The sequence below is a fragment of the Ramlibacter pinisoli genome (assembly GCF_009758015.1).
GTDB lineage: Bacteria > Pseudomonadota > Gammaproteobacteria > Burkholderiales > Burkholderiaceae_C > Ramlibacter > Ramlibacter pinisoli.
This window is the reverse complement of record NZ_WSEL01000006.1, coordinates 1-26404: the sequence shown is the minus strand read 5'-3', so window position 1 is coordinate 26404 and position 26404 is coordinate 1. Positions and strand designations below refer to the sequence as shown.

Sequence of the window (26404 nt, the reverse complement as noted above, 5' to 3'; positions counted from 1 at the left end):
ATGACACTGCCATCCCGCTTCTGGGCCGACCTCTCGACGCGCGACTTCGCCCGCCTGCAGCGCACCGGGGCGGCCGCCGAGACCATCGCCGTGCTCCCGGTGGCGGCCATCGAGCAGCACGGGCCGCACCTGCCGGTGAGCGTGGACACCACGCTGGTCGACGGCGTCATCGCGGCCAGCCTGCCGCACCTGCCGGCCGGGCTGCCGGTGCTGTTCCTGCCCACGCAGGCAGTGGGCAAGAGCAACGAGCACCAGCGCTTCCCGGGCACGCTCACGCTGTCGGCCGAGACGCTGATCCGGCTGTGGACCGAGATCGGCGAATCGGTGGCGCGGGCCGGGGTGCGCAAGCTGGTGCTGTTCAACTCGCATGGCGGCCAGGTCAGCGTGATGGACATCGTGGCGCGCGACCTGCGCACCCGCTGCGAGCTGGTGGTGTTCTCCACCAACTGGTTCACGCTGCCGCTGGGCGAAGCGGTCAACGGGCAGTTCAGCGCCCACGAGCACCGCTTCGGCATCCACGCCGGCGACATGGAGACCTCGATGATGCTGGCGCTGCGCCCGCAGTTCGTCGACATGGGGCAGGCGCGCGACTTCCGCTCCAGCGCGCAGGACCGCAACGCCCGCTTCCCCATCCTGGGCAACGGCAGCAGCGCCAAGCTGGGCTGGCAGGTGCAGGACTACAACCCCATGGGCGCGGCCGGCAATGCGACGCTGGCCACCGCCGAGAAGGGCCGCAGCGTGGTCGAGGCCGCCGGCCGGCAGCTCGCGCTGCTGCTGCAGGAGATCGGCCAGCTGCCGCTGTCGACGCTGGTCGAAACGCCCACCATCCCGGAATGAGCGCGCCGCACGGATCCGCGCTGCTGGAGTTGCGCGGCGTCGAGAAGCGCTATGCCAACGGCACGGTCGCGGTGCAGGACCTGTCGGTCGCCATCGGCCGGCACGAGTTCGTCTCCTTCCTCGGCCCCAGCGGCTGCGGCAAGAGCACGGCGCTGAAGATGATCGCCGGCCTGTCGGCGCCGTCCGGCGGCGAGATCCGCTGGGGTGCCGCGCCCGCCGGCGGTGGCGGCACCGGCCATGCGATCGGCTTCGTGTTCCAGGAGCCCACCCTGATGCCCTGGGCGACGGTGGTCGACAACGTCTGGCTGCCGCTGCGGCTGGCCGGCGTGTCGCGCGCGGCGGCCCGCGCCGACATCGAGGCGGTCCTGGCCACCGTGGGCCTGTCGCAGTTCGCCCACGTCTACCCGCGCGAGCTGTCGGGCGGCATGAAGATGCGGGTGTCGATCGCGCGCGCCATGGTCACCCGGCCGCGGGTGCTGCTGATGGACGAGCCGTTCGCCGCGCTCGACGAGATGACGCGCTTCAAGCTGAACAACGACACGCTGGCGCTCTGGCAGGCCAACCCCTTCACCACCCTGTTCGTCACCCACAGCGTCTACGAGGCGGTGTACCTGTCGACGCGCATCGTGGTGATGGCGGCCCGGCCGGGCCGGGTGGTCAGCGAGATCGCGGTCGACGAGCCCTATCCGCGCAGCGAGGCGTTCCGCACCTCGGCGCGCTACAACGCGCTGTGCGTCCAGGTCTCGGGCGCGCTGCAGGCGGCGGGGGCCACCCATGGCTGACCTGCAGGGCGCCCGCACCGTGCGGCCCAAGGCCGGCGTGCCGCTGCACCAGCGGCCCTGGCTGCGGGTGGCGCTGCCGGTGCTGCTGTTCGCGCTGGCGCTGGGCGGCTGGGAGGCCTTCGTGCGCATCCGCCAGATCCCGCACTACATCCTGCCGGCGCCCTCGCTGGTGGCCGTCACGCTGTGGGACAACCTCGGCTCGCTCATGACCAGCTGGCTGTTCACCATCAAGATCACCGTCGGGGCGCTGCTGCTGGCGGTGCTGGGCGGGGTGCTGCTGGCCATGCTGTTCGCGCTCAGCCGCTGGGTGGAGCTGAGCCTGTTCCCGTTCGCCATCGTGCTGCAGGTCACGCCCATCGTGGCCATCGCGCCGCTGATCCTGATCTTCGTCGACAGCACCACCGCGGCCCTGCTCATCTGCGCCTGGATCGTGGCCTTCTTCCCCATCCTGTCCAACACCGTGGCCGGCCTGCGCAGCGCCGACCTGAACCTGCGCGACCTGTTCCGCCTGTACCGCGCCAGCCCCTGGCAGACGCTGCGCCACCTGCTCGTCCCGTCGGCGCTGCCCTACTTCATCGCCGGCCTGAAGATCGCCGGCGGCCTGAGCCTGATCGGCGCCGTGGTGGCCGAATTCACGGCCGGCGCGGCCGGCAAGGAGACCGGGCTGGCCTCGCGCATCCTGGAGGCCAGCTTCCGCACCGAGATCCCCAAGATGTTCGCCGCCCTGGTGCTGGTGTCGCTGACCGGCATCGGCATCTTCCTGGTGTTCAACCTGGTGGCACGTCTCGTGCTGGGCAAGTGGCACGAATCCGAGGCCGGACACGACCGCTGATGCACCTCCACCGCCTCCTGGTCCCTGCGCGCGTGCGCGCCTTCGACGACGGCCGGCCCGACAGCCAGGCCTACGACGTCGTGCTCGACGGCGCCTGCGTCGCCGCCATCACCCCGGTCGACGGCCCGGCCCAGGGCCTGCTGCTGCCGGCGCTGGTCGACGCCCACACCCATCTGGACAAGAGCTACACGGTCGAGCGCGTCGGCGCCGTGCAGGGTGACCTGTTCGCCGCCATCGCCGCGATGGCGCAGGCCCGCGAGGCGTTCACGGCGGCCGACCTGCACGCGCGCATGGGGCGCGCGCTCGACGACGCCTGGCGCTGCGGCACGCGTGCCCTGCGCACCCACCTCGACTGGTGGCAGGCCGCCCCGCCGGCGGCGCTGCCGGTGTTCGAGCACCTGCGCCGGGAATGGGCCGGCCGCATCGAACTGCAGTGCGTCGCGCTCACCCCGCTGGACCTGTTCGACGACGCCGCCGCCGGCGCGGCGATCGCGCGCGAGGTCGCCCGCGTGCAGGGCGTCCTCGGTGCCTTCGTCTACCGCAACGCCGACCTCGGGCGCAAGCTGGACCGGGTGTTCGAGCTGGCGCACCAGCACGGCCTGGCCCTCGACTTCCACGTCGACGAGGGCCTGCACCCGGATGCCACCGGCCTGGCCGCCATCGCCGCGCTGGCGGCGCGCGGCGGCGACGGGGGCCGCGTCACCTGTTCGCACTGCTGTTCGCTGTCGGTGCAGCCCGACGCGCAGGCCGCGGCCACGCTCGCCGCCTGCGTCCAGGCCGGCCTGCACCTGGTCGCGCTGCCCACCACCAACCTGTACCTGCAGGGCGCCTGGGACCGCACGCCGGTCGAGCGCGGCATCACCCGCCTGCGCGAAGCGGCGGCCCAGGGCCTGCGCGGCTGCATCGCCACCGACAACGTGGCCGACGGCTTCTATCCCTACGGCAGCTACGACCTGCTGGAGTCCTGGTGCCTGGGCGTGCAGGTCGCGCACCTGGCGCCCGCGCTCGACTGGATCGACGCCGTCACCACCGCGCCGGCACGGGCCCTGGGCCTGGCCTGGGACGGCCGCCTCGCGCCCGGCTGCCCGGCCGACCTGGTGCAGCTGGCCGCGCGCACGCCCTACGACCTGTTGTCCCAGGCCGGACGCCGCCGCACGGTGATCCGGGCCGGCCGCCCGCTATGACCGGCACCGATTCCCGCCTGCGCGCCGACCGCCTGCAGGCCTTCCGCGCCGCCATCGCCGGCATCGCCTGCAGCGACGATCCCGCCCTGCTCGAGGCCAAGAGCCGCGACTACGCCTGGTACAGCCCGGTGCTGCAGGTACTGCTGGACGGCAAGCGCGGCGAGCTGGTGGTGCGGCCGACGACGGAAGAGGAGGTGATCCGCGTCGCCGCCGCCTGCGCCCGGCAGCGCCTGCCCCTGACCGTGCGCGGCGGCGGCACCGGCAACTACGGCCAGTGCGTGCCGCTGGAGGGCGGCGTGATCCTGGACATCACCGGCCTGGACCGCGTGCTCGAGGTGCAGCCGGGCAGCGTGCTGTGCGAGGCCGGCATCCTCATCCTCGAGCTGGAACGGGCGGTGCATGCGCACCCGGCGGTGCCCGGCGGCCAGGAGCTGCTGATGTACCCCAGCACGCGCGACATCGCCACCATCGGCGGCTTCATCGCCGGCGGCTACGGCGGCACCGGCACGGTGCGCAACGGCATCCTGAAGGACCCCGGCAACGTCTCGCTGATCCGGGTGGTGACGCTGGAGGAGGAGCCGCGCGTGATCGAGCTGCACGGCGCCGACATCCAGAAGGTGCACCACGCCTTCGGCACCAACGGCATCATCACCCGGCTGCGGCTGGCTTTGAAGCCGGCGGTGGACTGGGTGCACCACATCGCCCTGTACCCCAGCTACGCCGGCGCGCTGCGCTTCGGCTGCCAGGCCACCGAGGCGATCGGCACCACGCTCGACGCCTTCCTGATCACCGCGGTCGACCGGCGTTTCGCGCCCTACTACGAATCCGAGTTCGGCCACCGCTTCCCGCCCGACGGCGACGCCGTGTTCGCCATGGTCAACCCGGCCTGCCTGGGACGCTGGCGCGAGCTGATGCGCCAGCACGGCGGGCGCGAGACGATGGCGCTGACCGAGCCCGAGCTGAAGGCGCAGGGCCTGTCGCCGGCCTTCGAGTGCGCCTGGAACCACACCACCCTGATGGCGCTGCGGCAGGACAAGAGCTGGACCAACCTGCAGACCGTCTACCCCTGGGTGCCCGGCCAGGGCATCGACATCGACCTGGTGCAGCGCCAGATGGACCGCTACGGCGACGAGGTGGTGATGCACCACGAGTTCGGCCGCAACGCCGACGGCTGCGTGTCCTTCGGGCTGCCGCTGGTGAGCTACTTCGGCAAGGAGCGGCTGTACGAGATCATTCGTGAGCACGAGGCCGACGGCTGCCTGGTGTTCGACAACCACGTCTACACGATCGAGGACGGCGGCATGAAGACCATCGACACCGCCCAGATCGACTTCAAGAAGGTGGCCGACCCGCACGGGCTGATGAATCCGGGCAAGACGCGCGGCTGGCTGCCGGCCTACGCCCGGCCCTAGGCAAACCCTCTGCCACCGCCGGCCACCCTTGTGGAAGCATGCGCAGCGTTCCCGATCGACCCAGGAGATATCCCATGACCCGCTCCCTCGTCCGCCCGCTCGCCGTGCTGGCGCTCGCCCTGTCGGCCGGCGCCGTGTCCGCCCAGGAGAAGGTGGTGTTCGCCACCAACTGGAAGGCCCAGCCCGGCCATGGCGGCTTCTACCAGGCGCTGGTGGACGGCACCTACAAGAGGTACGGGCTGGACGTCGACATCCAGCAGGGCGGGCCGCAGGTGAACAACCGGCCGCTGCTGGCCACCGGCAAGATCGACTTCCTGATGACGGGCAACCTGCTGCAGACGTTCGACAACGTCAAGAACGGCGTGCCCACCACGGTGGTCGCGGCCATCTTCCAGAAGGACCCGCAGGCCATCTTCGCCCACCCGAACCAGGGCTACACCAAGTTCACCGACCTGGCCAAGGCGCCCACGGTGTTCATCGGCAAGGACGGCCAGTTCAGCTTCTGGCAGTGGATGAAGGCGGAGTACGGCTTCAAGGACGAGCAGCTCAAGCCCTACACGTTCAACGTCGGCCCGTTCCTGGCCGACAAGAAGTCGGCCCAGCAGGGCTACTCCATCGCCGAGCCGATCTCCATCAGGAAGCAGGCCGGCTTCGACCCGCTGGTGTTCCTGCTGGCCGACAGCGGTTTCTCGACCTACAGCACCACCATCGAGACGCGGCTGGACATGGTGCAGAAGAAGCCCGAGACGGTGCGCAAGTTCGTCGAGGCCTCCATCATCGGCTGGTACAACTACCTGTACGGCGACAACAAGGCGGCCAACGACATGCTCGCCAGGCTGAACCCGGAGAACGACGCTGCCGCCGTCCAGGGCGGCATCGAGTTGATGAAGAAGTACGGCATCGTCGACAGCGGCGACGCGCTGGCCCGGGGCATCGGCACCATGAACGAGGCGCGCATCAAGGACTTCTACGACAAGATGGTCAAGGCCGGCCTGTACAAGGCGGGCGAGGTCGACCTGTCCAAGGTCGCCACCACCCAGTTCGTCAACAAGGGGGCCGGCCTCGACGTGAAGAAGAAGCTCGCGGGCGGCAAGTGAGCGGGTCCCCGAGGAGTTGCGCATGACCGTCGGCAAGCCCCTGGCCAACTACGCGGCGGCGCGGCGCGCCGGCGACTGGGTGTTCCTCTCGGGGGTCATCGCGGTCGATCCGGGGCGCGCGGTGGTCACCCGCTTCGAGCAGCTGCCCGAGCCCGCGCGTGCCGAGCTGCGCGGGCTCGGCTACGACACCGGCCAGATGTCGGTCGACGTGCACGAGGCGCCCATCGTGGCCCAGAGCTGGTACGTGCTGGACCGCATCCGCACCATCGCCGCCGAGCACGGCGCCGGCATGGACTCCGTGGTGCGGCTGGTGCAGTACCTGCGCGACCTGCGCCAGTACCCGGCCTACAACCGGGTGCGCGGACTGTTCTTCGCGCAGCCGGTGGTCAGCACGGTGGTGGAGGTCAGCCGCATGCTGCCCTCGGACGAGGTGCTGGTCGAGGTCGAGGCCACGCTGTACCTGGGCGCCTGAGCCGCGCCGTCGTTGCCGTCCTACGGTGGCTTGCGACGCCGCTGATGGCGGTGCGCCCGCTCCTGCCTAGAGTGGTCCCTTCACACAGCAGGAGCGATCGATGGCCACCGTGGCAGACGTGATGACGCGCGACGTGCGCAGCATGACCCCGCAGGACACCTTGGGTGATGCGGCCAAGTTGATGGACGAGCTCAACGTCGGCGTGGTGCCGATCTGCGACGGCGAACGGCTGGTCGGGGTGGTGACCGACCGCGACATCGTGGTGCGCGGGCTGGCGCGCGACGCCGACCCTGCGCACGGCAAGCTGGCCGACGTGATGAGCGGGCACGTGCGCACGGCGCGCCAGGATGACGACCTCGACGACGTGCTGGCCGAGATGGCCAGCGCGCAGATCCGCCGCATGCCGGTGGTCGACGGCCAGGACCGGCTGGTGGGCATCCTGTCGATCGGCGACATCGCCGCCAAGCGCCCCGAGGAGGAGGGCGACGTCGGCCAGTCCCTGGGCGGCATCTCGTCGCCCGCCGAGCCGGACCGCTCCGGCCCCGAGGGCGTGCAGGGCCGCAGCCCGGCCAGTTCCTGAGCCGGTGGGGGTCAGGCGCCGGCCGGCGGCGACGTCCGCAGCCAGGCGAGCAGCACCCCCAGCGCCAGCAGCAGCGCCAGCGACGAGGCGACCAGGGAGGCGTGGATGCCGACGGCACTGCCGCCCAGGCCGACCGTGATGCCGGCGAAGGCGCGCAGGCCCAGCGCCGCCATGTTGAAGACGCCGATCACCCGCCCGCGCGCCGCCGTCGGCGCGTGCAGCTGCACCAGCGCCTGCGCCATCGAGCTGAACGCCAGCTCGAACACGCCGGCGGCGAACAGCAGCACCAGCGCCAGCGGATAGGAGCCGGTGGCGCCGAAGCCGGCCAGGGCGCAGCACCACAGCATGGCCAGGCCGAGCGCGGTGCCGGCCGCCGGCCGCAGCAGGCCGCCGCGGGTCTCCAGCAGCAAGCCGGCCAGCAGGGCGCCGGCGGCGTCGGCGGCCAGCAGCATGCTGTAGGTGGCGCCGGCCTCGCCGTGGCCGAGGTCGCTGGCGAAGCCGGGCATCTGGGCCTGGTAGCTGTTGCCCACCAGCAGCGAGGCCAGCCCGGCCAGCGCGATCATGGACACCAGCCGCCGGTCGGCGCGGATCTCGCCCAGCGTGCGCGCGATGTCGGCCAGGCCGCGCACGGCGCGCGCCGGCGCCGCCGCGGCGGCCCGGAAGCGCGGCCCGTAGGGCGCCTTCCACAGCCACAGCACGTTGGGCAGGAAGAACAGCACGTTGAGCAGCAGGCCCCAGCGCGGCCCCGCGGTGGCCATGAGGGCGCCGCCGACCGCCGGACCGACCAGCACGCCCAGCGAGCGCGCGGTCGCCAGCAGGCGCACGGCGCTGGGCAGGTCGGGCGCCGGCACCACGTCGTACAGCAGCATCTGGGTGGCGCCCTGCCACAGCACGCCGGCGCAGCCGTGCACGACCAGCAGGGCCATGGCGTGCCACAGCTGCAGCGTGTCGGTGATGAGGAAGTACGCCCAGCCGGCCGAGGCCAGCATGAACAGCCCCATGCCGCACTGGATGATGCGGCGCGGATCGAAGCGGTCGGCCAGCGCGCCCACCGGCACCGAGAACAGCAGGAAGGGCAGCCAGTGCGACACCACCGCGAAGCCGCCCAGCGCCGGCGACTGGAACTTCTGGAACGCCATCCAGTAGCTGATCACGTGCTCGACGTTGTCGGCCATCATGGCCAGCAGGAAGAAGCCGACCTGGGCGCGGAAGCCCGGATGCCGCAGGGCGGCGAACGAGGTCCGGGAGGGGGCGGGTGGCGAAGCGGTGGTGGCCATGCGGGAGGGCGCGCGGGCGGCGCGCGAGGCCGCGATGCTACCTGCGCCGGCGCCTCAGTGCCCGGCGGCGGCGCGCAGGCCGCCCTGCAGCAGCCGCCGGGCCTCGGCCGGCCCGCCCCGGCCCAGCACCTCGAAGCGCACGCCCTTCTGGGCGTTGTAGAAGGCGAAGAAGCGCTCGACCTCGTCCAGCACCGCCGGCGGAATGTCGGCCAGCTTCTTCCAGTGGCCGTAGCGGTGGCTGGCACGCCCCACGGCCAGCAGGCGGTCGTTGCGCCGGACCGGCACGCCGGCGGCCTTCTGGCGCGCCAGGATCACGCCCAGCATCCGGCACGCGACCACCGTGCCGGGCGGGACCGGTTCGTCCAGGAACAGCAGCACGTCCAGCGGGTCGCCGTCCTCGCCGCGGGTCGAGGGCACGAAGCCGAAGTCGTACGGGAAGGCCGTGCCCAGCGGTAGCACCGCGTGCAGTTCCAGCACGCCCAGCGCCGGCTGCCACTTGAGCTTGTTGCGGGTGCCGGCCGGCGCCTCCACCACGGCACGCCAGCAACCCTCGTCGTCGCGCGCGGGCAGCTGGTCCAGGGCAGGCAGGGCGGCCATGAGGCCAGCTTAGGCCGCGCCGTGCCGGACGCCCTGTAGGCCCGCGGCGCATCTGCCGCCGCCGTGCCGGGCCGGCGTGGAGGAGCCGGCGTTGGGGGGCCGCGCTGGCCGGTGGCGCGGGCGACCCGGCTCGCCTAGGATGGCCGCATGGACACCAAACCCCCGCTGCCGCCGTTCACCGGCGCGACCGCTGCCCAGAAGGTGCGCCTGGCCGAGGACGCCTGGAACTCGCGCGACCCGTCCCGGGTGGTGCAGGTCTACACCGAGGACACCGTGTGGCGCAACCGGGCCGAGTTCCCGGTCGGGCGCGAGCAGGTGCGGCAGTTCCTCGAGCGCAAGTGGGCGCGCGAGCTGGACTACCGCCTGATCAAGGAGCTCTGGGCCTGGAGCGGCGAGCGCATCGCGGTGCGCTTCGCCTACGAGTGGCATGACGACTCGGGCCACTGGTTCCGCAGCTACGGCAACGAGAACTGGGAGTTCACGCCGCAGGGCCTGATGCGGCGGCGCTTCGCCAGCATCAACGACCTGCCGATCGCCGAGGCCGACCGCAAGTTCCACTGGCCGCTCGGGCGGCGGCCGGAGGCGCACCCGGGGCTGAGCGAGCTGGGGCTCTGAGCGGCGGCGCGGCGAACGCACGCCGCCGATGGCATGGCCGTTGCTTCGCGAGTGGGGTGCGCGCCCTGCGGCGGGGCGCCACGTCCACCACGCAAGGAGAACACGGATGAACCGCAACGCCATCACCGAGAAGATCATCGCCACCAAGGTGTCCCGGGGCATCACCTGGGACGAGGTCGCGCACAAGGTCGGCCAGTCCAAGGAGTGGACGACCGCGCTGTGCCTGGGGCAGATGACGGCGAACGCGGAGCAGGCGCAGGCCGTCGGCGACCTGTTCGGCCTGAGCGAGGAGGAGCGCAAGTGGCTGCAGGTGGTCCCGTACAAGGGCTCGCTGCCCACCGCGGTGCCGACCGACCCGCTGATCTACCGCTGGTACGAGATCGTCAACGTGTACGGCACCACGATCAAGGAATTGATCCACGAGGAGTTCGGCGACGGCATCATGAGTGCCATCGATTTCTCGATGGACATCACGCGCGAGGCCGACCCCAGGGGCGATCGGGTGAGCGTGCTGCTCTCGGGCAAGTTCCTGCCCTACAAGACCTACTGAATGCGCAAGGGCCGCCCACAGGCGGCCCCGTCGTCGAACCGGCCCGCGGGCCGGCGCGGGCTCACTGCGCGGCGGCCTTCTTGCGGTTCTGGCTGCGGGCCTGGCCACCCTTGCGGCCGGCCTCGCGGGCTTCTTCCGACGTGAATTCGTGCGCCGTGCCCTTTTCGTGGGCGGCCTTGCCGCCCTCGCTCGCGATCTGGCGCTGCCGCTCCGGATCCATCGAGGCGAAGCCGCGGTTCGACGTCTTGCCGCCCGAACTGCCCTGGTTGTTCGATGCCATGTGGGTACTCCTGAAAAAAAGCGTGAGGGGACGATTGCATGGCGGCCGTGTGCCGACCACGAAGGCATTTGGATGGCAAAGCAGAGAAGGGCTCGTCAGGGGGCGATGGTGACCCCTGTAGGACTTGGCCTTGCTGGGTTACATCCAGTCAACGCCTGTAGCGGGTGCTAGCGTTTTGGAAGCACGGAAGCGTGAAGTCGGTCCAGGAGCGCGCCCGCTTCCGGGCCCGCATCGCGCCCTTGCGCGGGGTCGGCGAGCAGGCTTTCGAGCAGCCTCGTGACATGCGCGGCCGACGGTTGCACGGGGCCGAAAAAGCGCGCCCGCGAGCCCTGCGCGACCAGCAGGGTGGGGAAGGTCTCGATGTCGACGTCACCCATGGCGTCGGCTTCGTCCTCGACGTCCACCCAGTCGAAGAGCACGTGCGGATGGCGTGCCATCAGCTCCTCGAAGATGCCCGTCCATTCGCGGCAGACGCCGCACCAGTCGGCACACAGGCAGATCACCCGCAGCGGGGCGGGCGCGGTGGCGGCGGCATGCGGGAGGGCCATCGCCCGAGTGTACGGAACCGCAGCTCCTGGCTCAGGCGTAGGTGATCCAGTCGCGCAGCTCGGGGGCATCCAGGTGGGGCAGGGCGTTGAAGGCCACCAGCGCATGGCGCTTGGGCGTGAAGGCGAACTCGGTCACCGACGTGTTGCGGATGCGCAGGTTCAACTCGATGGTGGTCTCGGGGCTGGTGCCCAGCACATGCCCGACCGCAGTGGCGATGGGGCCGCCGCTGGTGACCAGCAGCACCGACTGGCCGTAGTGATTGGCCCGCACATGGTCCAGCGCGCCGGCCACGCCGGCCGCCCAGTCGCGGTAGCTCGGCATGCCGCGCGGGCTGACGACGCCGGCCATCCACTGCGCCAGGCCGTCGCGCAGCAGCCGGAAGTGGTGCCGCACCATCTCCGGCGAGGTCGGCTTGTCCAGCGGCTGCGGGTGGATGGCGGCGATGACGGCATCGGCGTCGTACTCGTTCAGGCCCTCCCAGTCGAGGTGCCCGCCCGCATGGTCCATGCCTTCCAGGATGCCGGCCAGGGTCTGCTTGTGGCGCTGGAGCGTGCCGGCGATCAGGCCGTCGAAGCGGATGCCCTGGTGGGCGAACCACTCGCCCAGGCGCACGCTCTGGCGACGGCCGAGGTCGCTGAGCTGGTCGTAGTCGGCGGCGCCGAACGACGCCTGCCCGTGTCGAACGAGGTAGAGGGTGCCCATGCGGGGATTCTGGCGAGGCGGGCGCGGCGCCGTCGTCCCCGCCGCGACTGTCGTGCGGGCGACGCGATCCGACGGCGGCTTCCTGCGCCCGTCAGACCATCGCCACGGCACCGGCAAGGCCCCGGCGCGCAAGGCGCCCGTGCGCAAGAACCACGCGCTCGACCGCGCGCAAGCACCCCCGCGGCGAGCGCGCCGCGGCCCGCCGGGACGGGCGGCGTCAGGCCTGGGCGGCGTGTGCCTGCATCCGGCTCGTCGGTCCGGTGGCGGCCAGGGCGGCCTGCCGGCCGCGGATGTGGTTGTGCGCCAGCAATTGCGCGCTGGCCAGGGCGGCTTCCGGGGTGTCGAACAGGCCGCCGCCGCACAGGTGGGCGCAGCAGCCGGGTTCCTCGCACAGGGTGGCGAGCCAGAAGCTCGCCGGACGGCTGCAGCACACCTTGGCGAACCCGAGGTAGCGGCCGGAGCCGGCGCCCATCTCGGAGGCGGAACTGGCGACGTAGCAGCCGTCGAACGGCCCGGTGACACGATCCATGAATCCACTCCTGGCGCCGTGATGCTGGCGCGAGGGTGGGAATTTAGGGGGGCGGAGCTGACAGCGGTGTAGGACGGTGCCGACGCTGGGCAAGGACCCGGGCGAACACGTCGGCATCGACGTTGCCGCCGGTGAGGGCCACGCCGACGCTGCGGCCGGCCAGCCGCGGCCCCTGCTGCAGCACCGCCGCCAACGCCGCCGCGCCGGCGCCCTCGGCCACGTTGTGGGTGGCGTCGAAGAGCAGCCGCATGGCCTCGGCGACCTCGTCGTCGGTGACTGCGACCACGTCGTCGGCCTCGCGCTGCAGGACCTCCAGCGCCTGCGGGTCGGCCAGCCGGCAGGCCATGCCGTCGGCCAGCTCGGTGGTGACCGGTGCCGCCACCACGCGCCCGGCGCGCAGCGAATCGAGGTAGGTGGTCGCATGGGCCGACACCACCCCGACCAGCGCGCTGCGCGCGCCGCAATGGGCCCGGGCGGCGGCCGCGGCGCAGAAGCCCGAGCCCAGGCCGATCGGGATGAACACCACGTCGGGCTCGCTGCCGCGGGCGAAGCTGCTGAAGAATTCGAGCCAGGCGGTGGCCACGCCCACGACCAGGTCGCGGTGGAACGAGGGCACGAGATGCAGGCCCTGCTCGCCGGCCAGCTGCAGGGCATGCTCGCGCGCGGCCTGGAAGTCATCGCCGTGCTCGACCAGCCGCACCCCCAGGGCGCGCATGGCCGCGTTCTTGCCGCTCGAGTTGCCGTGCGGCACGACGATGGTGGCGGGCAGGCCGTGCAGCCGGGCGGCGTAGCCGACCGACTGGCCATGGTTGCCGCGGGTGGCGCCGGCCACGCCGGCCAGGCCGGGATGCCGGCGCGCCAGGGCCTCGAAGTAGGTCAGGCCGCCGCGCACCTTGAAGGCGCCGGCGGCCGTGTGGTTCTCGTGCTTGACCCACACCGGGCAGCCCAGCCGCTCGCGCAGCAGTGGCCAGGCGAACTGCGGCGTGGGCGCCAGGTGGGCGTAGACCGTCCGGCGGGCGGCCTCGAGGGTGGCGGCGTCGAACCGCACTCAGGCGCCCGACTGCAGCCGCACCGGCCCGCGCGGGCCGTGCAGGGTGGCGCAGACCGAGGCCGGGCCGCCCTCGACGCCGACCTGGTCCAGCCCGATGGCGTCGAGCGCCTCGCGCAGCTCGGCCGCCTGCGGGTGGCGCACGGCCAGGCCGTGCAGCGTCACGCCACTGTCGGGAAGGGCCGAGGCCGGATGGGTGTCGCCCCACTCGATCAGCGTCGGCAGGCAGCCGTCGAACAGGCGGGCGCCGTCGTCGCGCACGGTGATGCGCCACTCGAGCAGCCCGCGCGGCGTCATGCGCGAGGCGGCGGTCGGCGTGCCGCGGTCGATGCCCAGCCGGGCCAGCGCGGCCACGGCGGCCTGCACGTCGGGCACCTGGGCGACCCAGTGCACGAGACGGGGGCCGCGCTGGCGCAGGTCCTGGCGCAGCGCCGCATCGTCGAGGTCGAACCAGCGGCGCCGGCCCGGCGGCCTGGCCTGCGGGTCGACCGCGATGACCTCGCAATAGGCGCGCGGATAGTTCACGGTCGCGATGCGCAGCAGCTGGTTGTGCGTGCCCATCAGCGGATGCTGCCCGCCCGGGCCGGGCACCACGCCCAGGGTGCGTTCGCACCAGGCGGCGCCCTGGGCCAGGGTGTCGGCGGCGATGACGAGGTGGTCGAGGCGGGCCGGCATGGTCACAGCGCCACCTCGCCGGCGATGCAGCTGACCGAGGCGCCGCCGATCCAGATCGTGTCGCCGTCGCGTTCGGCATGCACGCGGCCGAGGCGACCGAGCGCGGTGCCCTGCGCGGCGACATAGCGGGCCGGGGCCAGTCCGGCGCCCATCAGCCACTGGGCCAGGGCGGCGTTCAGGCTGCCGGTGACCGGGTCTTCGGCGATGCCGGCATGGCCGGGAAAGAAGGCGCGCACCTCGAAGTCGCTGTCGGCCCCGAGGCCCTGCGGCGCGACGGCGCCGACGAAGCTGCCGGCCAGCAGCGCGCTGTCGGGCTGCAGGGCCAGCACCTGCTCGGCGCTGCGCAGCAGCACGGCGCGCCACGGCGGTCCGTTGTCGCACCAGGCGTGCGCGACGATGTCGGAGCGGGCGATGCGCAAGCCGCGGGCGACATGGTCAAGGTCCGCCTCCGCGAGCGGGCCGCCGCGCAGCAGCGGCGGCGCGGCGAAGGCCAACCGGTCGCCGTCGCGGCGGATGCGCACCAGCCCGGCGCCGCACTCCTGCACGATGAACTCGCCGGCGGGCCGGCCGCCGGCGCGCAGCCAGGCATGGCAGCTGCCGAGCGTGGGATGGCCGGCGAACGGCAGCTCGCGCCCCGGGCAGAAGATGCGCAGCCGGTAGTCGGCGGCCGGGTTCCCGGGCGGCAGCACGAAGGTGGCTTCGGACAGGTTGGTCCAGTCGGTGAAGCGCTGCATGGCCTCGTCCGACAGCCCGCGGCCGTCGAGCACCACGGCCACCGGGTTGCCGCGGTACGGCACCGCGGTGAAGACGTCGACCTGCTGGAAGGGGCGCTGGGCCATGGGCGGACTCCGGGGGTCAGGTCAGGGGCAGGTCGAGGACGCCCCGGGCGGCGGGCAGCGCCGTCATGCGGGCCCACCAGGTGTCCAGGTGGGGCCGGGCCCGCCAGGCCAGCGGCAGGCCGCGCCAGCGGTGCAGCTCGCAGGCGATCGGGATGTCGGCCATGGTCAGCGCGTCGCCGGCCATGAAGGCGCGGCGTTGCAGGTGCGCCTCCAGCAGGTCCCACAGCGGCTCGGTGGCCGCGACCGAGGCATCGACCACCTCCTGGCGGCGCTGGGCCGGTGCCGTGCGCACCAGTTGCAGGAAGGCCTCGCGGCCGGCCTTGTTCAACGTGGTCTGCTGCCAGTCCATCCAGCGCTCGGCGTCGAAGCGCACGCGCAGGTCGCGCGGGTAGAGCAGCCCGTCGGCGTGGCGCGCGCACAGGTAGCGCACGATGACGTTGCTCTCCCACAGCTCGAAGCCGTCGTCCTCGAGCAGGGGCACCAGCGCGTTCGGGTTGCGCGCCAGGTACTCCGGAGTCCGCACGATGCCGAACTCGGAGCCGGCATCGGTGCGCTCGAACGGCAGGTCGAGCAACTGCAGGGTGAGGACCACCTTGCGCACGTTGATCGAGGTGATGCGGCCCCAGACGCGGATCATCGACCGGCTCCCCGCGCGCGGATGGCGGCGGCCAGCGCCCGCACGCCGGTGTCGATCTGCTCGCGGCTGGCGGTCACGAACGACAGCCGCAGCGTGCGCAGCGCCTGGGCATCGGGCGTCTCGTCGGCATAGAACGCGGCGCCCGGCACGAAGGCGACGCCCCGCTCCACCGCCTCGGGCAGCAGCTCGATCGCGCTCATGCCGGCCGGCAGGCGGGCCCACAGGAACATGCCGCCGTCGGGCGCGTTCCATTGCACGTCGAGGCCGCGCATCTCGCGCTCCAGGGCGGCGAGCATGGCGTCGCGCTGCTCGCGGTACAGCGTGCGGATGCGCGGCACGTGGCGGCCCAGGAAGTCGCCCTGCAGCACCTGGTGCGCCATGCGCTGGTTGAAGCTGGGGCTGTGCAGGTCGGCGGCCTGCTTGGCCTGCAGCAGCTTGGGGTAGAGCGCCGGCGGCGCGACCAGGAAGCCCAGCCGCAGGCCGGGCGCCAGCACCTTGGAGAACGAGCCCAGGTACAGGCAGCCGGCGGGATGGCGCGCCGTCAGCGGCGGCGGCGGCGGGCGGTCGAACCAGAGGTCGCCGTAGGGGTTGTCCTCGACGATCGGCAGGCCCAGCCGGGCCGCCGCCGCCGACAGGGCGGCGCGGCGCGCCTCGCTCATGGTGCGGCCGGTGGGGTTCTGGAAGTTGGGCAGCAGGTACAGGAAGCGCGCGCCGGCCGCCTTGGCCGCCAGGTCGTCGAGGTCCACGCCCTCGTCGTCGCTGGCCACCGGCACCACCTGCGGCTCCATCGGCGCGAAGGCCTGCAGCGCGCCCAGGTAGGTGGGCGTCTCCACCAGCACCCGCGAGCCGGCATCGACCAGCACCTTGGCGACCAGGTCCAGGCCCTGCTGCGAGCCAGTCGTGATGAGCACCTGGGCCGGATCGACCGGCCACGGCAGCGAGGCGGCGACCTGCTCGCGCAGCGGCCCGTAGCCTTCGCTGGCCGCGTACTGCAGCGCGGCCGGCCCGTCCCGCCGCAGCACGTCGGCGCTGGCGGCGGCGAACTCGGCGATCGGGAAGGTGGCCGGCGAGGGCAGGCCGCCGGCGAAGCTGATGATGCCGGGCCGTTCCGTGACCTTGAGGATCTCGCGGATGACGGAGGGGTTCATGCGCGTGGCGCGCGCGGCCAGCGTCCAGGGCATGGCGGGCAGGTCGTTCGGTTTCAAGCAGTCTCCTTGGATGGCGGGCGGTGGGTCGGATGCACCGGCATTTTCTTGCCCACGAACACGGTGGCGATGACGGCCAGGGCAAAGCCCAGGCTGGTGGCGTCCAGCCGTTCGCCCAGCAGCGGCACCGCGAACAGCATGGACAGGAACGGCTGGACCAGCTGGACCTGGCTGACCCGCACGGTACCGCCTTGCGAAAGCCCCCGGTACCAGGCGAAGAAGCCCAGCCACATCGAGAACACGGCGACGTAGCCGAACGCCCACCAGGCGGGCGCCGCGACCGGCGCCTGCGGACGGCTGAGCCAGGTCAGCGGCAGGGTGAGCGGCAGGGCGAGCACCAGCGCCCAGCAGATCACGTGCTCGGCGCGCATCGTCTGCGACAGCCGCGCGCCCCAGCCGTAGCCGACGGCGGCGCAGGCCGTGGCCGCCAGCAGCAGCAGGTCGGCCGGGTGCAGCAGCGTGCTGCCGCCGCTGCGCAGCAGCGCGAACGCCACCACCAGCAGGCTGCCGACGCCGGCACAGGCCCAGAAGCCGGCGCTGGGGCGCTGGCGGTGCAGCCAGGCGCCGACCGCCGCCGTGGCCAGCGGCAGCACGCCGATGATCACGGCGGCGTGCACCGCCTCGACGTAGCGCATCGCCACCGAGGTCAGGAGCGGGAAGCCGAACACCACGCCGGCGGCGGTGAGCGCCAGCGCCGGCCAGTCGCCCCGGCGTGGCAACGGCGCGCGGGTGGCCAGCAGGAAGGCGATGGACAGGCCGGCGGCGACCACTGCCCGCCCGAGCGCGATGAAGACGCCGGACAGCTGCGGCGCGGCCGGCGTGCCGACCGCCAGCCGCGTCATCGGCAGCGTGAGGGCGAAGATCGCCACCCCCAGCAGCCCGAGCCACAGGCCGCGCAGCTCGCGCGCCTGCAGGCGCGGGGCCGCCCGCCCCGCGGCGCCGGGCGACGGGGCGCCCGCGAGGGTCGCCGGGGGTGCGTGTTGTGTCGTCATGGCGATCACTGTAAGCTTGCCTGGCAGTACACCACCGATACAGTTGGCCAGATCACTCTGCACGCTGTATCGGTCGTGCCGGCAATACACAGGAGCCGCTTCCATGTTGATGAAGGCCTCGTCGCAATCCCTCACCGAGCAGCTGTCCAGCCGCTTCGCCCAGCGCATCCGGGACCGGCTGCTGGCGCCCGGCGCGCGCCTGCCGTCGGTGCGCCAGTGCGCGCAGCAGCAGGGCGTGAGTCCGTCCACCGTGGTCGCCGCCTACGACCAGTTGCTGGCCCAGGGCCTGGTGGAGGCGCGCAAGAACCGCGGCTTCTTCGTGCGCGAGATGCCGCACGACGTGGCGACCGCACCGGCCGCGCACGGGGCGGGGCCGGGCCGGCCCGACGCCTGGGCCACGGCGACCGGCTACACCAGCGGCGCGCGGCCGTACGCGCCGATCGACGCGTCCACCCTGATCCGCGGCATGTTCCACCAGGTCAGCGCCAAGCCGCAGCCCGGCATGGGCGTGTTCCCGCCGGACTGGCTGGAGTCGACCTTCATGCCGGCGGCGGTGCGCAAGGTGACCGGCACGCGGGCGCTGAACGACGTCTCGCTGCAGTACGGCGAGCCGCTGGGCGACGCCGGGTTGCGCCGCGCGCTGTCGAAGAAGCTCGCGGCCCTGAACGTGCATGCCGGCCCCGACAACATCATCACCACCATCGGCGCCACCCATGCGCTGGACATCGTCAGCCGCGCGCTGCTGCGGCCGGGCGACCCGGTGATGGTGGAGGAGCCGGGCTGGGCGGTGGAATTCGCGCGCCTGACCGCGCTGGGCATGCGGCTGCTGCCGGTGCCGCGGCGCGCCGACGGCCCCGACCTGGAGGTGATGGCGCGCTACTGCGAGGTGCACCGTCCCAAGCTGTACGTCAGCGTGAGCGTGTTCCACAACCCGACCGGCTACTGCCTGTCGCCGGGTAGCGCGCACCGCATCCTGCAGCTGGCCAACCAGCACGACTTCCACATCGTCGAGGACGACACCTACAGCCACATCGCGCCCGAGCACGCCACCCGCCTGTGCGCGCTGGACGGGCTGCAGCGCACCATCCACGTGAGCGGCTTCGCCAAGGTCCTGGCGCCGAACTGGCGGGTGGGCTTCCTGGCCGCCCATCCCGGCCTGATCGAGCGCCTGCTGGACACCAAGCTGCTGGGCACGCTGACCACCCCGGCCCTGCTGGAGCGGGCGCTGGCCCTGTGCATCGAGCAGGGCCAGCTGCGCCGGCATGCCGAGCGCATCCGCACCCGGCTGGACGCGGCGCGCGCCCGCAGCGTGCGGCTGGCGCTGGGCGCGGGCTGCCGCTTCGCGGCCGAGCCGGCGGGGCTGTTCGGCTGGGTCGACACCGGCGTGGACACCGATGCCCTGGCGCAGCGCATGCTCGACGCCGGCTACCTGCTGGCGCCGGGCGCCCTGTTCCACGCCGAACGCAAGCCGAGCACGCTGATGCGCATCAACTTCGCCACGACACAGGACGCCGCGTTCTGGAAGACCTACGTGCAGCTGGTGCGCGCCATGTGAGGCGCGCCGGCGGCGCTAGAGCATCGCGTCGGGGGCGAACGGCGCCACCAGGTCGACCAGGAAGCGGCGCTTGAAGTCGGCCTCGGGTTCGCCGGATGTATCGGGATAGTCGGCGCCGGGCGGCGCGCGCCAGCGCAGGCCGTCGCCCGCCAGCTCCACCCGGTAGGCGTTGCGCGCGAAGCTGGCCTCGATCAGCCGGGCGGCGGCCTCGGCGATCGCCGGGCTGCGCACCAGCAGCGCGATCTCGCTGTTCTTGCGTTGCGAGCGCAGGTCGAGGTTCATGGAGCCGATCACGGCCAGGCGACGGTCGATCACCACCGCCTTGGAATGCAGGCTGGCCCGGGAGGTGCCGCTCTTGGATCCGCCCGCCGCGCTGCCCAGCCCGACGCCCGAGCCCCCGCGGCCGCCCCCGGACAGGTCGGCCCCCTGGGGATCGGAGCGCATCTCGTGCAGTTCCACCCCCATGGCCAGCAGCTCGCGCCGGTAGCGCCGGTAGCCGGCATGCGCGGCCGGCGCGTCGTTGGAGGCCAGCGAGTTGGTCAGCACCCGGACGGCCACGCCGCGCTGGCGCAACTCGGCGAACACCCGCATCATCTCGGCCCCCGGCACGAAATAGGGCGAGATGACCAGCAGGTCGCGGCGGGCGCCCTGCATCAGCTGCAGCAGGCCGTCGACCACGGTCTCGCCCGCATTGGCCTCGTCGTCGCCGGGGCCGATCTTGCCCGGCTCGTCCGCCAGCAAGGCGGCCGGCGCCCAGGTGAGCGGCACCTTGGCCAGGTCCAGGGGCGGGCGTTGCGCCGACACCACCGCCGTCGGCGTGACGTTGGGCAGCACTGCCGCCGGCCGCAGCGCGACCGATGCCGCCGCGCCGGGATCCGCCGGTGCCGATGACGGCGCGGCCGCGCCGGTGACCGGCGGCCGCGGCTTCTCGCCGCCGGCGCGCAGCCGCTCCACCTCGTCCGCCGAGAGCAGCGCCTGGACCGGGTAGGCCAGCTCGTCGTTCCAGTAGCGGTCGAAGCTGGCCGACATCTGGCGCACGATGGGCCCGGCCGCCAGCACGTCGAGGTCGACGAAGGTGCTCTTGTCGTCGCCGCCGAAATAGGCGTCGCCCAGGTTGCGGCCGCCCGTGATGCCCCAGGCGTTGTCGGCGATGAACTGCTTGTTGTGCATGCGCTTCTGGATCCGGTCGACCTCGTGCAGCGAGCCGAAGATGCGCCCCACCAGCGATTTGCGCGAGCCCGCCAGCGGGTTGAACAGGCGCAGCTCGACGCCCGGCTCGAACGCCAGCCGCAGCACCTGCGCGTCCTCGCCGACGGTGTTGAAGTCGTCCAGCAGCACCCGCACCCGCACGCCCCGGCGCGCCGCCGCCCGCACATGCTCGAGCAGCACCTCGGTGCTGGCGTCGGCGTGGATGGCGTAGTACTGCAGGTCCAGCGTCCGCTGGGCGGCATCGGCCAGGGCCACGCGGCTGGCGAAGGCGGCATCGACGCTGTCGAGCAGGGTGAAGGCGGAGTCGCTGCGGGTGCGGGCCTGGGCATGGCGGCTGTCGACCAGCCGGCCGAGCGCCGTGGCCTGCGGCTCGGCCCAGGCGTGGCTGGCAGGCCGCGGTTGCTGGGCCGGCACGCTGGCGCAACCGGCGGCCCAGGTCGCCAGCAGCAGCATCAGCAGGACGCGGGCGAGGAAGGAGCGGGAGTGCGCGATGGCGCCGACCGGGGGGAGGTGAAACGGCACGACCATGGCCAGCCCACTGTAGCCCCGGGCCCGGCAGCACGGGGCCCGTGCAAGGTCAGCCTTGACCGCCTCTTGCCGACGGCGCAGCCCTACAGGCCGCCCAGGGCTTCCCAGCGCTCCAGGGCGGCCAGCAGCTCGTCGTCGATGGCGGCGTTGCGCGTGCCCAGTTGGGCGGCGCGGGCGGCGTCGCGGACATACAGCGTGCCGTCGGCCAGCTCGGCCTGCAGCGCCGCCTGTTCCGCTTCCAGGGCCTGGATGCGGGCGGGCAGCGCGTCGAGTTCGCGCTGCTCCTTGTAGCTCAGCTTGCGGCGCGCGACGGCGGCGGCCGCCGGCGTGGCGGCAGGAGCCGGCGCCGCCGCCGGCCGCGCAGGGGCTGCTGGCGTGGCGGCGGCCGCGGCGATCGCACGGGCGCGCTGCGATTGCACCAGCCAGTCCTCCACCCCGCCCTCGTATTCGCGCCAGCGGCCCTCGCCCTCGTAGGCGATGGTGCTGGTGACGACGTTGTCCAGGAAGGCGCGGTCGTGGCTGACGAGGAACACCGTGCCCTCGTAGTCCTGCAGCAGGTCCTCCAGCAGTTCGAGCGTGTCGATGTCGAGGTCGTTGGTCGGCTCGTCGAGCACCAGCACGTTGGCCGGCCGCGCGAACAGGCGCGCCAGCAGCAGGCGGTTGCGCTCGCCGCCGGACAGCGACCGCACCGGCGAGTTGGCGCGGGCCGGCGAGAACAGGAAGTCGCCCAGGTAGCTCTTGACGTGCTTGCGCTGGTTGCCGATCTCGATCCATTCGCTGCCGGGGCTGATGAAGTCCTCCAGCGTCGCGTCGAGGTCGAGCGCGTCGCGCATCTGGTCGAAATAGGCCACCTGCAGGTTGGCGCCCTGGCGCACGCGGCCGCTGTCGGGCGCGAGCTCGCCCAGGATCAGCTTCAGCAGCGTGGTCTTGCCGGCGCCGTTCGGGCCGACCAGGCCGACCTTGTCGCCGCGCAGCAGCGTGGCGGTGAAGCGGCTGACGACCGTGCGCTCGCCGAAGGCCTTGCTCACGTTCTCCAGCTCGGCGACCAGCTTGCCGCTGGGTGCGCCGCTTGCCACCTCCATGCGCACCCGGCCGACGGCCTCGCGCCGGCTGGCGCGCTGCTCGCGCAGGTGCTGGAGCCGGTTGATGCGGCCCTGGGCGCGGGTGCGGCGCGCCTCGACGCCCTTGCGGATCCACACCTCCTCCTGGGCCAGCAGCTTGTCGGCCTTGGCGGTGATGATGGCCTCCTGGGCCAGCTGCTCCTCCTTGAGCACCTGGTAGCGCGAGAAGTTGCCGGGGTAGGACCGCAGCCGGCCGCGATCGAGTTCGACGATGCGGGTGGCCACCCGGTCGAGGAAGGTGCGGTCGTGCGTGATGGTGACCACGCTGCCCTTGAAGTCGACCAGCAGGCCTTCGAGCCATTCGATCGAATCGAGGTCGAGGTGGTTGGTCGGCTCGTCCAGCAGCAGGACGTCGGGGCGGGTGACGAGCGCCTGGGCCAGCGCGACCCGCTTGCGCGTGCCCCCCGAGAGGGCGCCGATGCGCGCTTGCGGTTCCAGGTGCAGCCGCTGCAGCGTCTCCTGCACGCGCTGCTCCCAGTTCCAGCCGTCCTCGGCCTCGATGCGGGCCTGCAGGGCGTCGAGGTCGCCCTCGCCGTGCGAGTAGTGCTCGATGTCGGCCAGCACCGGGGCCAGCCCGGCGCGCACCGCCTCGAACACGGTGGCCTCGGGCTCCAGCGTGGGCTCCTGGGCCACGTGCGCGATGCGCAGGCCCTGCTGGAACTGCAGCGTGCCGTCGTCGACCCGCTCGAAGCCCGCCAGGATCTTCAGCAGCGAGGACTTGCCGGCGCCGTTGCGGCCGATCAGGCCGATGCGTTCGGTGGACTCGACCGCCAGTTCGGCATGGTCGAGGAGCGGGACGTGGCCGTAGGCGAGCTGGGCGTCGGCGAGGGTGATGAGGGCCATGGAGCGCGCGATTATGGGTGCAGGACCGCCGGGCGATTTGCGCTGGCTCGACCGTGCTCGATATAGTGGGCCGCCAAGGAGGTCGCCGTGCAGCTACAGGTCAATGGCCGGAGCGTCGAGGTGGAGGCGGAGCCGCAGATGCCGCTGCTGTGGGTCCTGCGCGACCTGCTCGGGCTCACCGGCACCAAGTACGGCTGCGGGGTGGCCGCCTGCGGGGCCTGCACGGTACGCGTCGACGGGGCGGCGGTGCGCTCGTGCGTGCTGCCGGCCGCGGCGGCCGCGGGCAAGCGCATCGTCACCATCGAGGGGCTGGGCAGCCCGGGCGCGCCGCACAAGCTGCAGGCGGCGTGGATCGCCGAGCAGGTGCCGCAGTGCGGCTACTGCCAGAGCGGCATGCTGCTGGCGGCCGCGGCGCTGCTGGAGCGCAAGCCCAAGCCCACCGACGCCGACATCGACGCCGCGATCACCAACCTGTGCCGATGCGGCACGTACCAGCGTGTGCGCGCCGCCATCAAGCGGGCCGCCGGGGTCGCCGGTTGAAGCGGCGCACCCTGCTGCTGGCCGGGACCGCGGGCGCCGGAGCGCTGCTGGTGGGCTGGCTGGCGCTGCCGCAGCGGTCCCGCCTCGGCTCCCGGGCGCTGCTGCCGGCGGGCGAGGGCGAGGTGGCGCTGAACGGCTGGATCAAGGTGGGTGCCGACGGCAGCATCGTGCTGGCGATGCCGCGCAGCGAGATGGGTCAGGGCGTGTACACGGCGCTGCCGATGCTGGCGGCCGAGGAGCTCGACGTGCCGCTGTCCGCCGTGCGCATCGAGCGCGCCGGCACCGACGCCATCTACGGCAACGTGGCGTCCTGGGTGACCGGGCTGCCGTTCCATCCGCAGGAAGGCGAGCGCGAGGATGGCTTCGGCCGCGTGAAGGCGGCTCGCTGGGTGGTCGGCAAGGTCGCCCGCGAGCTGGGCATCAACGCCACCGGCGGCTCCACCAGCGTGGCAGACGCCTGGGAGGTGGTGCGCACGGCGGCGGCGACGGCGCGTGCCACGCTGCTGGGCGCGGCGGCGCTGCAGTGGCGCCTGCCGGTGGACGAACTCAGCGTCGCGGGCGGCGTCGTGTCGCATCCCTCGGGCCGGTCGGCGCGCTATGCGGACCTTGCAGCCCGGGCGGCGGCGACACCGCCGGGAACGGTGCAGCTGAAGGCGCCCCAGGACTGGCGGCTGATCGGGAAGGCCGTGCCGCGGCTGGACATCCCGGGCAAGGTCGACGGCCGGGCGACGTTCGGCATCGACGTGCGGCTGCCCGGTCTGAAATACGCCGCGATCCGGCTGTGCCCGCTGCTGGGGGGCCAGCCGGGACGCATCGACGCGGGCCGCGCCCTGGCCCTGCCGGGCGCCGAGCGGCTGGTGCTGCTGCCGGCGCTGGCTGGCTCGACGGCCGGCTTCGCCGTGCTCGGGCGCACGTCCTGGCATGCGCTGCGGGCCGCGGCCGCGGTGGATGTCGACTGGCACGCGCCTCCCGGCCCGGCCCTGAACACCGACGCGATCTCTCAGGCGCTCGAAGAGGCGGTGCGCGGCGGCGACGGCTTTGTCTTCCATGAGACGGGCGATGTCGACGCGGCCGCGGCCGAGGACACGCAGGTGGTGGAGGGCTGGTACCGGGCGCCCTATCTCGCGCACGCGACGATGGAGCCGATGAACTGCACGGCGCGCGTCCGCACCGGGACGGTCGAGGTCTGGGTGCCCACGCAGGTGCCATCGCTGGCGCGCGACGTGGCGGCGCGGGTGGCGGGTGTGCCGGCCGACGCGGTGACGGTGCACGTGCCGCTACTGGGCGGCGGGTTCGGCCGGCGGCTGGAGGTGGACTATGTCGCGCAGGCGGTGCGCGTCGCGATGGATGCAGGCGGCGCGCCGGTGCAACTGCTGTGGTCGCGCGAGGAGGACACCACCCACGACTTCTACCGGCCGATGCAGGTGGCGCGGTTGCGGGCCGTCCTCGGCCCTGGCGGCCGGGTCGACAGCCTGGCGATCACGTCGGCGGGCGACGCGGTGGCGCCGCGCTGGATGCAGCGGGCCGTGCCGGCCCTGGCTCCGCCGGTCGACCTGCCCGACAAGACCACGGCCGAGGGCCTGTTCGACCTGCCATATGCCATCGCCAACCAGCGCATGGCGCATGTGGCCACCCGCTCGGGCGTGCCGGTGGGCTACTGGCGCTCGGTGGGCCACTCGCACAACGCCTTCTTCTCCGAGGGATTCGTCGACGAGCTGGCCGCCGCCGGGCGTGTCGACCCGGTGGAATTCCGGCGTCGCCTCCTGAAGGGGGAGGCGCGCCACCTGGCGGTGCTCGAGCTGGCGGCGCGCCGGGGCGGCTGGGGCCAGCCGCTGCCGCCCGGCCGGGCCCGGGGCGTGGCGCTGCACGAATCGTTCGGGACCATCGTGGCCCAGGTGGTGGAGGTGTCGCTGGAGCAAGGCGCGCCGCGCGTGCACCGGGTGGTCTGCGCGCTCGACTGTGGGATGGTGGTGAACCCCGGCATCGTGGCGCAGCAGATGGAAGGGGCCGTGGTGTTCGCCCTCACGGCCGCGCTCCACGGCGGCATCGACATCCGTGGCGGCCGGGTGGTCCAGCGCAACTTCACGGACGCGCCACTCGTGACGGCAGCCCGTGCGCCCCGGGTGGAGACTTGGATCGTGCCGAGCCAGCGGCCGCCCTCCGGTGTGGGCGAGTCGGGCGTGCCGCCCCTGGCGCCCGCCGTGGCGAATGCCCTGTTCAGCCTCACGGGCCAGCGGCTGCGATCGCTGCCACTCAGGCTGGAGTGACGCCGTCACCCTCGACTGCCATCACTGGGCCTTTGCCGCGTTGGTAAGGAGTTGCGACGGCGCCTTGAAGGCCGGTGCTGTGTGGTGCTATAGTCGAGGGCTCGGCTGAAAACGGCAACGCGCAAGCGGCACCGGAGGCGGCCAAGGAAGAGAACAACAACAAGCGAGTCGATTGCTTGATCCGGATGAAAAATCCGGTATAGAATCTAAGGCTCCGCTGACGACGGGATCTTCGAGGCTGGCAGTGCCGGCAACGAGATCAAAAAGAAGTCAGCAAAAACCTCGAAGTTGACTGGAGCTGAAAAGTTCTGCCATAATCGAGGGCTTCGCTGGAAACGAATTCGAAGCCTTCGCGGCAACGCGAAGGCAGAGAAAAAAGAAAGTGAAGATTGACGGACGACTCGAAAGTCTGTCATAATCGAAGGCTCCGCTGATCGCAGCGGTAGCGAGCAAAACGAAGCGCAGATGCAGTAGCAGATGGCGCGGCGGGTTGCGAAAGATGGTTCGTTAACAATATACAGCCGATAAGCGTGGGCGTTTGATGGCGATTGCCAAGTTCTTCGGAACTGGGTCCGCAAGGACCCAAACAAACGCTCATGAGAATAGAAGTGAAGTTCACTTCAATTCCGTTTTAATGAGTGGCCTCGAAA

27 protein-coding genes are annotated in these 26404 nt (G+C 72.4%); 13 read left to right on the top strand and 14 right to left on the bottom strand.

All coding sequences use genetic code 11. The annotated features are described in order from the left end of the window. From GON04_RS13260 to GON04_RS13225, 8 genes are all read left to right on the top strand, one after another. Entirely contained in the window at nt 1-837 is an 837-nt protein-coding gene (locus GON04_RS13260) for a creatininase family protein (RefSeq protein ID WP_157398551.1), read from the top strand. Beyond that, nucleotides 834-1619, top strand: a complete 786-nt coding sequence (locus GON04_RS13255; protein WP_157398550.1) for an ABC transporter ATP-binding protein — start codon at nt 834-836, stop codon at nt 1617-1619. Before GON04_RS13260 ends, GON04_RS13255 begins: the two co-directional genes overlap by 4 nt. After that, nucleotides 1612-2451, top strand: a complete 840-nt coding sequence (locus tag GON04_RS13250; protein ID WP_157398549.1) for an ABC transporter permease — start codon at nt 1612-1614, stop codon at nt 2449-2451. The genes GON04_RS13255 and GON04_RS13250 overlap by 8 nt, the downstream gene beginning before the upstream one ends. Beyond that, a complete protein-coding gene (locus GON04_RS13245) occupies nt 2451-3635 on the top strand; it encodes an amidohydrolase family protein (protein WP_157398548.1) in 1185 nt (394 codons plus the stop codon). The genes GON04_RS13250 and GON04_RS13245 overlap by 1 nt, the downstream gene beginning before the upstream one ends. After that, nucleotides 3632-5047, top strand: a complete 1416-nt coding sequence (locus GON04_RS13240) for an FAD-binding oxidoreductase (RefSeq protein ID WP_157398547.1) — start codon at nt 3632-3634, stop codon at nt 5045-5047. Before GON04_RS13245 ends, GON04_RS13240 begins: the two co-directional genes overlap by 4 nt. Nucleotides 5048-5121: 74 nt before the next feature. Further along, nucleotides 5122-6144, top strand: coding sequence for an ABC transporter substrate-binding protein (locus GON04_RS13235; RefSeq protein ID WP_157398546.1), 1023 nt, complete (start codon nt 5122-5124; stop codon nt 6142-6144). 22 nt (nt 6145-6166) lie between these two features. Continuing rightward, entirely contained in the window at nt 6167-6616 is a 450-nt protein-coding gene (locus GON04_RS13230; protein ID WP_157398545.1) for a RidA family protein, read from the top strand. A 100-nt stretch (nt 6617-6716) separates the two neighbouring features. After that, the gene (locus GON04_RS13225) at nt 6717-7196 is read left to right on the top strand and encodes a CBS domain-containing protein (RefSeq protein WP_157398544.1); all 480 of its coding nucleotides are present in this window, start codon (nt 6717-6719) and stop codon (nt 7194-7196) included. An 11-nt stretch (nt 7197-7207) separates the two neighbouring features. Here GON04_RS13225 and GON04_RS13220 read toward each other — a convergent pair whose 3' ends face one another. Together GON04_RS13220 and GON04_RS13215 are read right to left on the bottom strand one after the other, a co-directional pair. Beyond that, nucleotides 7208-8473 (bottom strand): MFS transporter, encoded by a 1266-nt coding sequence (locus GON04_RS13220; RefSeq protein WP_157398543.1) that lies wholly within the window; start codon nt 8471-8473, stop codon nt 7208-7210. A 54-nt stretch (nt 8474-8527) separates the two neighbouring features. Continuing rightward, on the bottom strand, nt 8528-9070 hold the full coding sequence (locus tag GON04_RS13215; protein ID WP_157398542.1) for an inorganic diphosphatase: 543 nt from the start codon (nt 9068-9070) through the stop codon (nt 8528-8530). Nucleotides 9071-9217: 147 nt separating this feature from the next. Here GON04_RS13215 and GON04_RS13210 point away from each other — a divergent pair, with 147 nt between their 5' ends. Both GON04_RS13210 and cynS read left to right on the top strand, forming a co-directional pair. After that, nucleotides 9218-9685, top strand: a complete 468-nt coding sequence (locus GON04_RS13210; protein WP_157398541.1) for a nuclear transport factor 2 family protein — start codon at nt 9218-9220, stop codon at nt 9683-9685. A 106-nt stretch (nt 9686-9791) separates the two neighbouring features. Beyond that, a complete protein-coding gene (gene cynS, locus GON04_RS13205) occupies nt 9792-10235 on the top strand; it encodes a cyanase (RefSeq protein WP_157398540.1) in 444 nt (147 codons plus the stop codon). A gap of 61 nt (nt 10236-10296) precedes the next feature. Here the strand turns inward: cynS and GON04_RS13200 are convergent, their stop codons facing one another. From GON04_RS13200 to GON04_RS13155, 10 genes are all read right to left on the bottom strand, one after another. Beyond that, nucleotides 10297-10515, bottom strand: a complete 219-nt coding sequence (locus GON04_RS13200) for a KGG domain-containing protein (protein WP_157398539.1) — start codon at nt 10513-10515, stop codon at nt 10297-10299. Between the two features lie 167 nt (nt 10516-10682). After that, a complete protein-coding gene (locus GON04_RS13195) occupies nt 10683-11063 on the bottom strand; it encodes a thioredoxin family protein (RefSeq protein WP_157398538.1) in 381 nt (126 codons plus the stop codon). A 31-nt stretch (nt 11064-11094) separates the two neighbouring features. After that, nucleotides 11095-11766: a histidine phosphatase family protein gene (locus GON04_RS13190; protein ID WP_157398537.1), complete on the bottom strand. Its 672-nt coding sequence runs from the start codon at nt 11764-11766 to the stop codon at nt 11095-11097. A gap of 217 nt (nt 11767-11983) precedes the next feature. Beyond that, nucleotides 11984-12295 (bottom strand): hypothetical protein, encoded by a 312-nt coding sequence (locus tag GON04_RS13185; protein ID WP_157398536.1) that lies wholly within the window; start codon nt 12293-12295, stop codon nt 11984-11986. A 43-nt stretch (nt 12296-12338) separates the two neighbouring features. Continuing rightward, nucleotides 12339-13343, bottom strand: coding sequence for a threonine dehydratase (locus tag GON04_RS13180; protein ID WP_181654057.1), 1005 nt, complete (start codon nt 13341-13343; stop codon nt 12339-12341). Continuing rightward, nucleotides 13344-14018: a VOC family protein gene (locus GON04_RS13175; RefSeq protein ID WP_157398535.1), complete on the bottom strand. Its 675-nt coding sequence runs from the start codon at nt 14016-14018 to the stop codon at nt 13344-13346. Nucleotides 14019-14020: 2 nt separating this feature from the next. Beyond that, on the bottom strand, nt 14021-14857 hold the full coding sequence (locus GON04_RS13170; protein ID WP_157398534.1) for a PhzF family phenazine biosynthesis protein: 837 nt from the start codon (nt 14855-14857) through the stop codon (nt 14021-14023). Nucleotides 14858-14873: 16 nt separating this feature from the next. Next, the gene (locus GON04_RS13165; protein ID WP_157398533.1) at nt 14874-15494 is read right to left on the bottom strand and encodes a glutathione S-transferase family protein; all 621 of its coding nucleotides are present in this window, start codon (nt 15492-15494) and stop codon (nt 14874-14876) included. Continuing rightward, nucleotides 15491-16675, bottom strand: a complete 1185-nt coding sequence (locus tag GON04_RS13160; protein ID WP_157398708.1) for an aminotransferase-like domain-containing protein — start codon at nt 16673-16675, stop codon at nt 15491-15493. The genes GON04_RS13165 and GON04_RS13160 overlap by 4 nt, the downstream gene beginning before the upstream one ends. Nucleotides 16676-16695: 20 nt before the next feature. Beyond that, nucleotides 16696-17691 carry a DMT family transporter gene (locus GON04_RS13155; RefSeq protein ID WP_157398532.1) on the bottom strand — a complete coding sequence of 332 codons (996 nt, stop codon included), beginning with the start codon at nt 17689-17691 and terminating at the stop codon, nt 16696-16698. Between the two features lie 103 nt (nt 17692-17794). Between GON04_RS13155 and GON04_RS13150 the strand changes: the two genes are divergently transcribed. Continuing rightward, on the top strand, nt 17795-19246 hold the full coding sequence (locus tag GON04_RS13150; RefSeq protein WP_157398531.1) for an aminotransferase-like domain-containing protein: 1452 nt from the start codon (nt 17795-17797) through the stop codon (nt 19244-19246). A gap of 15 nt (nt 19247-19261) precedes the next feature. Here GON04_RS13150 and GON04_RS13145 read toward each other — a convergent pair whose 3' ends face one another. Both GON04_RS13145 and GON04_RS13140 read right to left on the bottom strand, forming a co-directional pair. Further along, nucleotides 19262-20983 (bottom strand): phospholipase D family protein, encoded by a 1722-nt coding sequence (locus GON04_RS13145; RefSeq protein ID WP_157398530.1) that lies wholly within the window; start codon nt 20981-20983, stop codon nt 19262-19264. 83 nt (nt 20984-21066) lie between these two features. Continuing rightward, entirely contained in the window at nt 21067-22947 is a 1881-nt protein-coding gene (locus tag GON04_RS13140; RefSeq protein WP_157398529.1) for an ATP-binding cassette domain-containing protein, read from the bottom strand. Between the two features lie 87 nt (nt 22948-23034). Here GON04_RS13140 and GON04_RS13135 point away from each other — a divergent pair, with 87 nt between their 5' ends. Beyond that, nucleotides 23035-23487 (top strand): 2Fe-2S iron-sulfur cluster-binding protein, encoded by a 453-nt coding sequence (locus GON04_RS13135; protein WP_181654056.1) that lies wholly within the window; start codon nt 23035-23037, stop codon nt 23485-23487. Further along, nucleotides 23484-25754 carry a xanthine dehydrogenase family protein molybdopterin-binding subunit gene (locus tag GON04_RS13130; RefSeq protein WP_181654055.1) on the top strand — a complete coding sequence of 757 codons (2271 nt, stop codon included), beginning with the start codon at nt 23484-23486 and terminating at the stop codon, nt 25752-25754. The genes GON04_RS13135 and GON04_RS13130 overlap by 4 nt, the downstream gene beginning before the upstream one ends. The last annotated feature ends 650 nt before the right edge of the window (nt 25755-26404 follow it).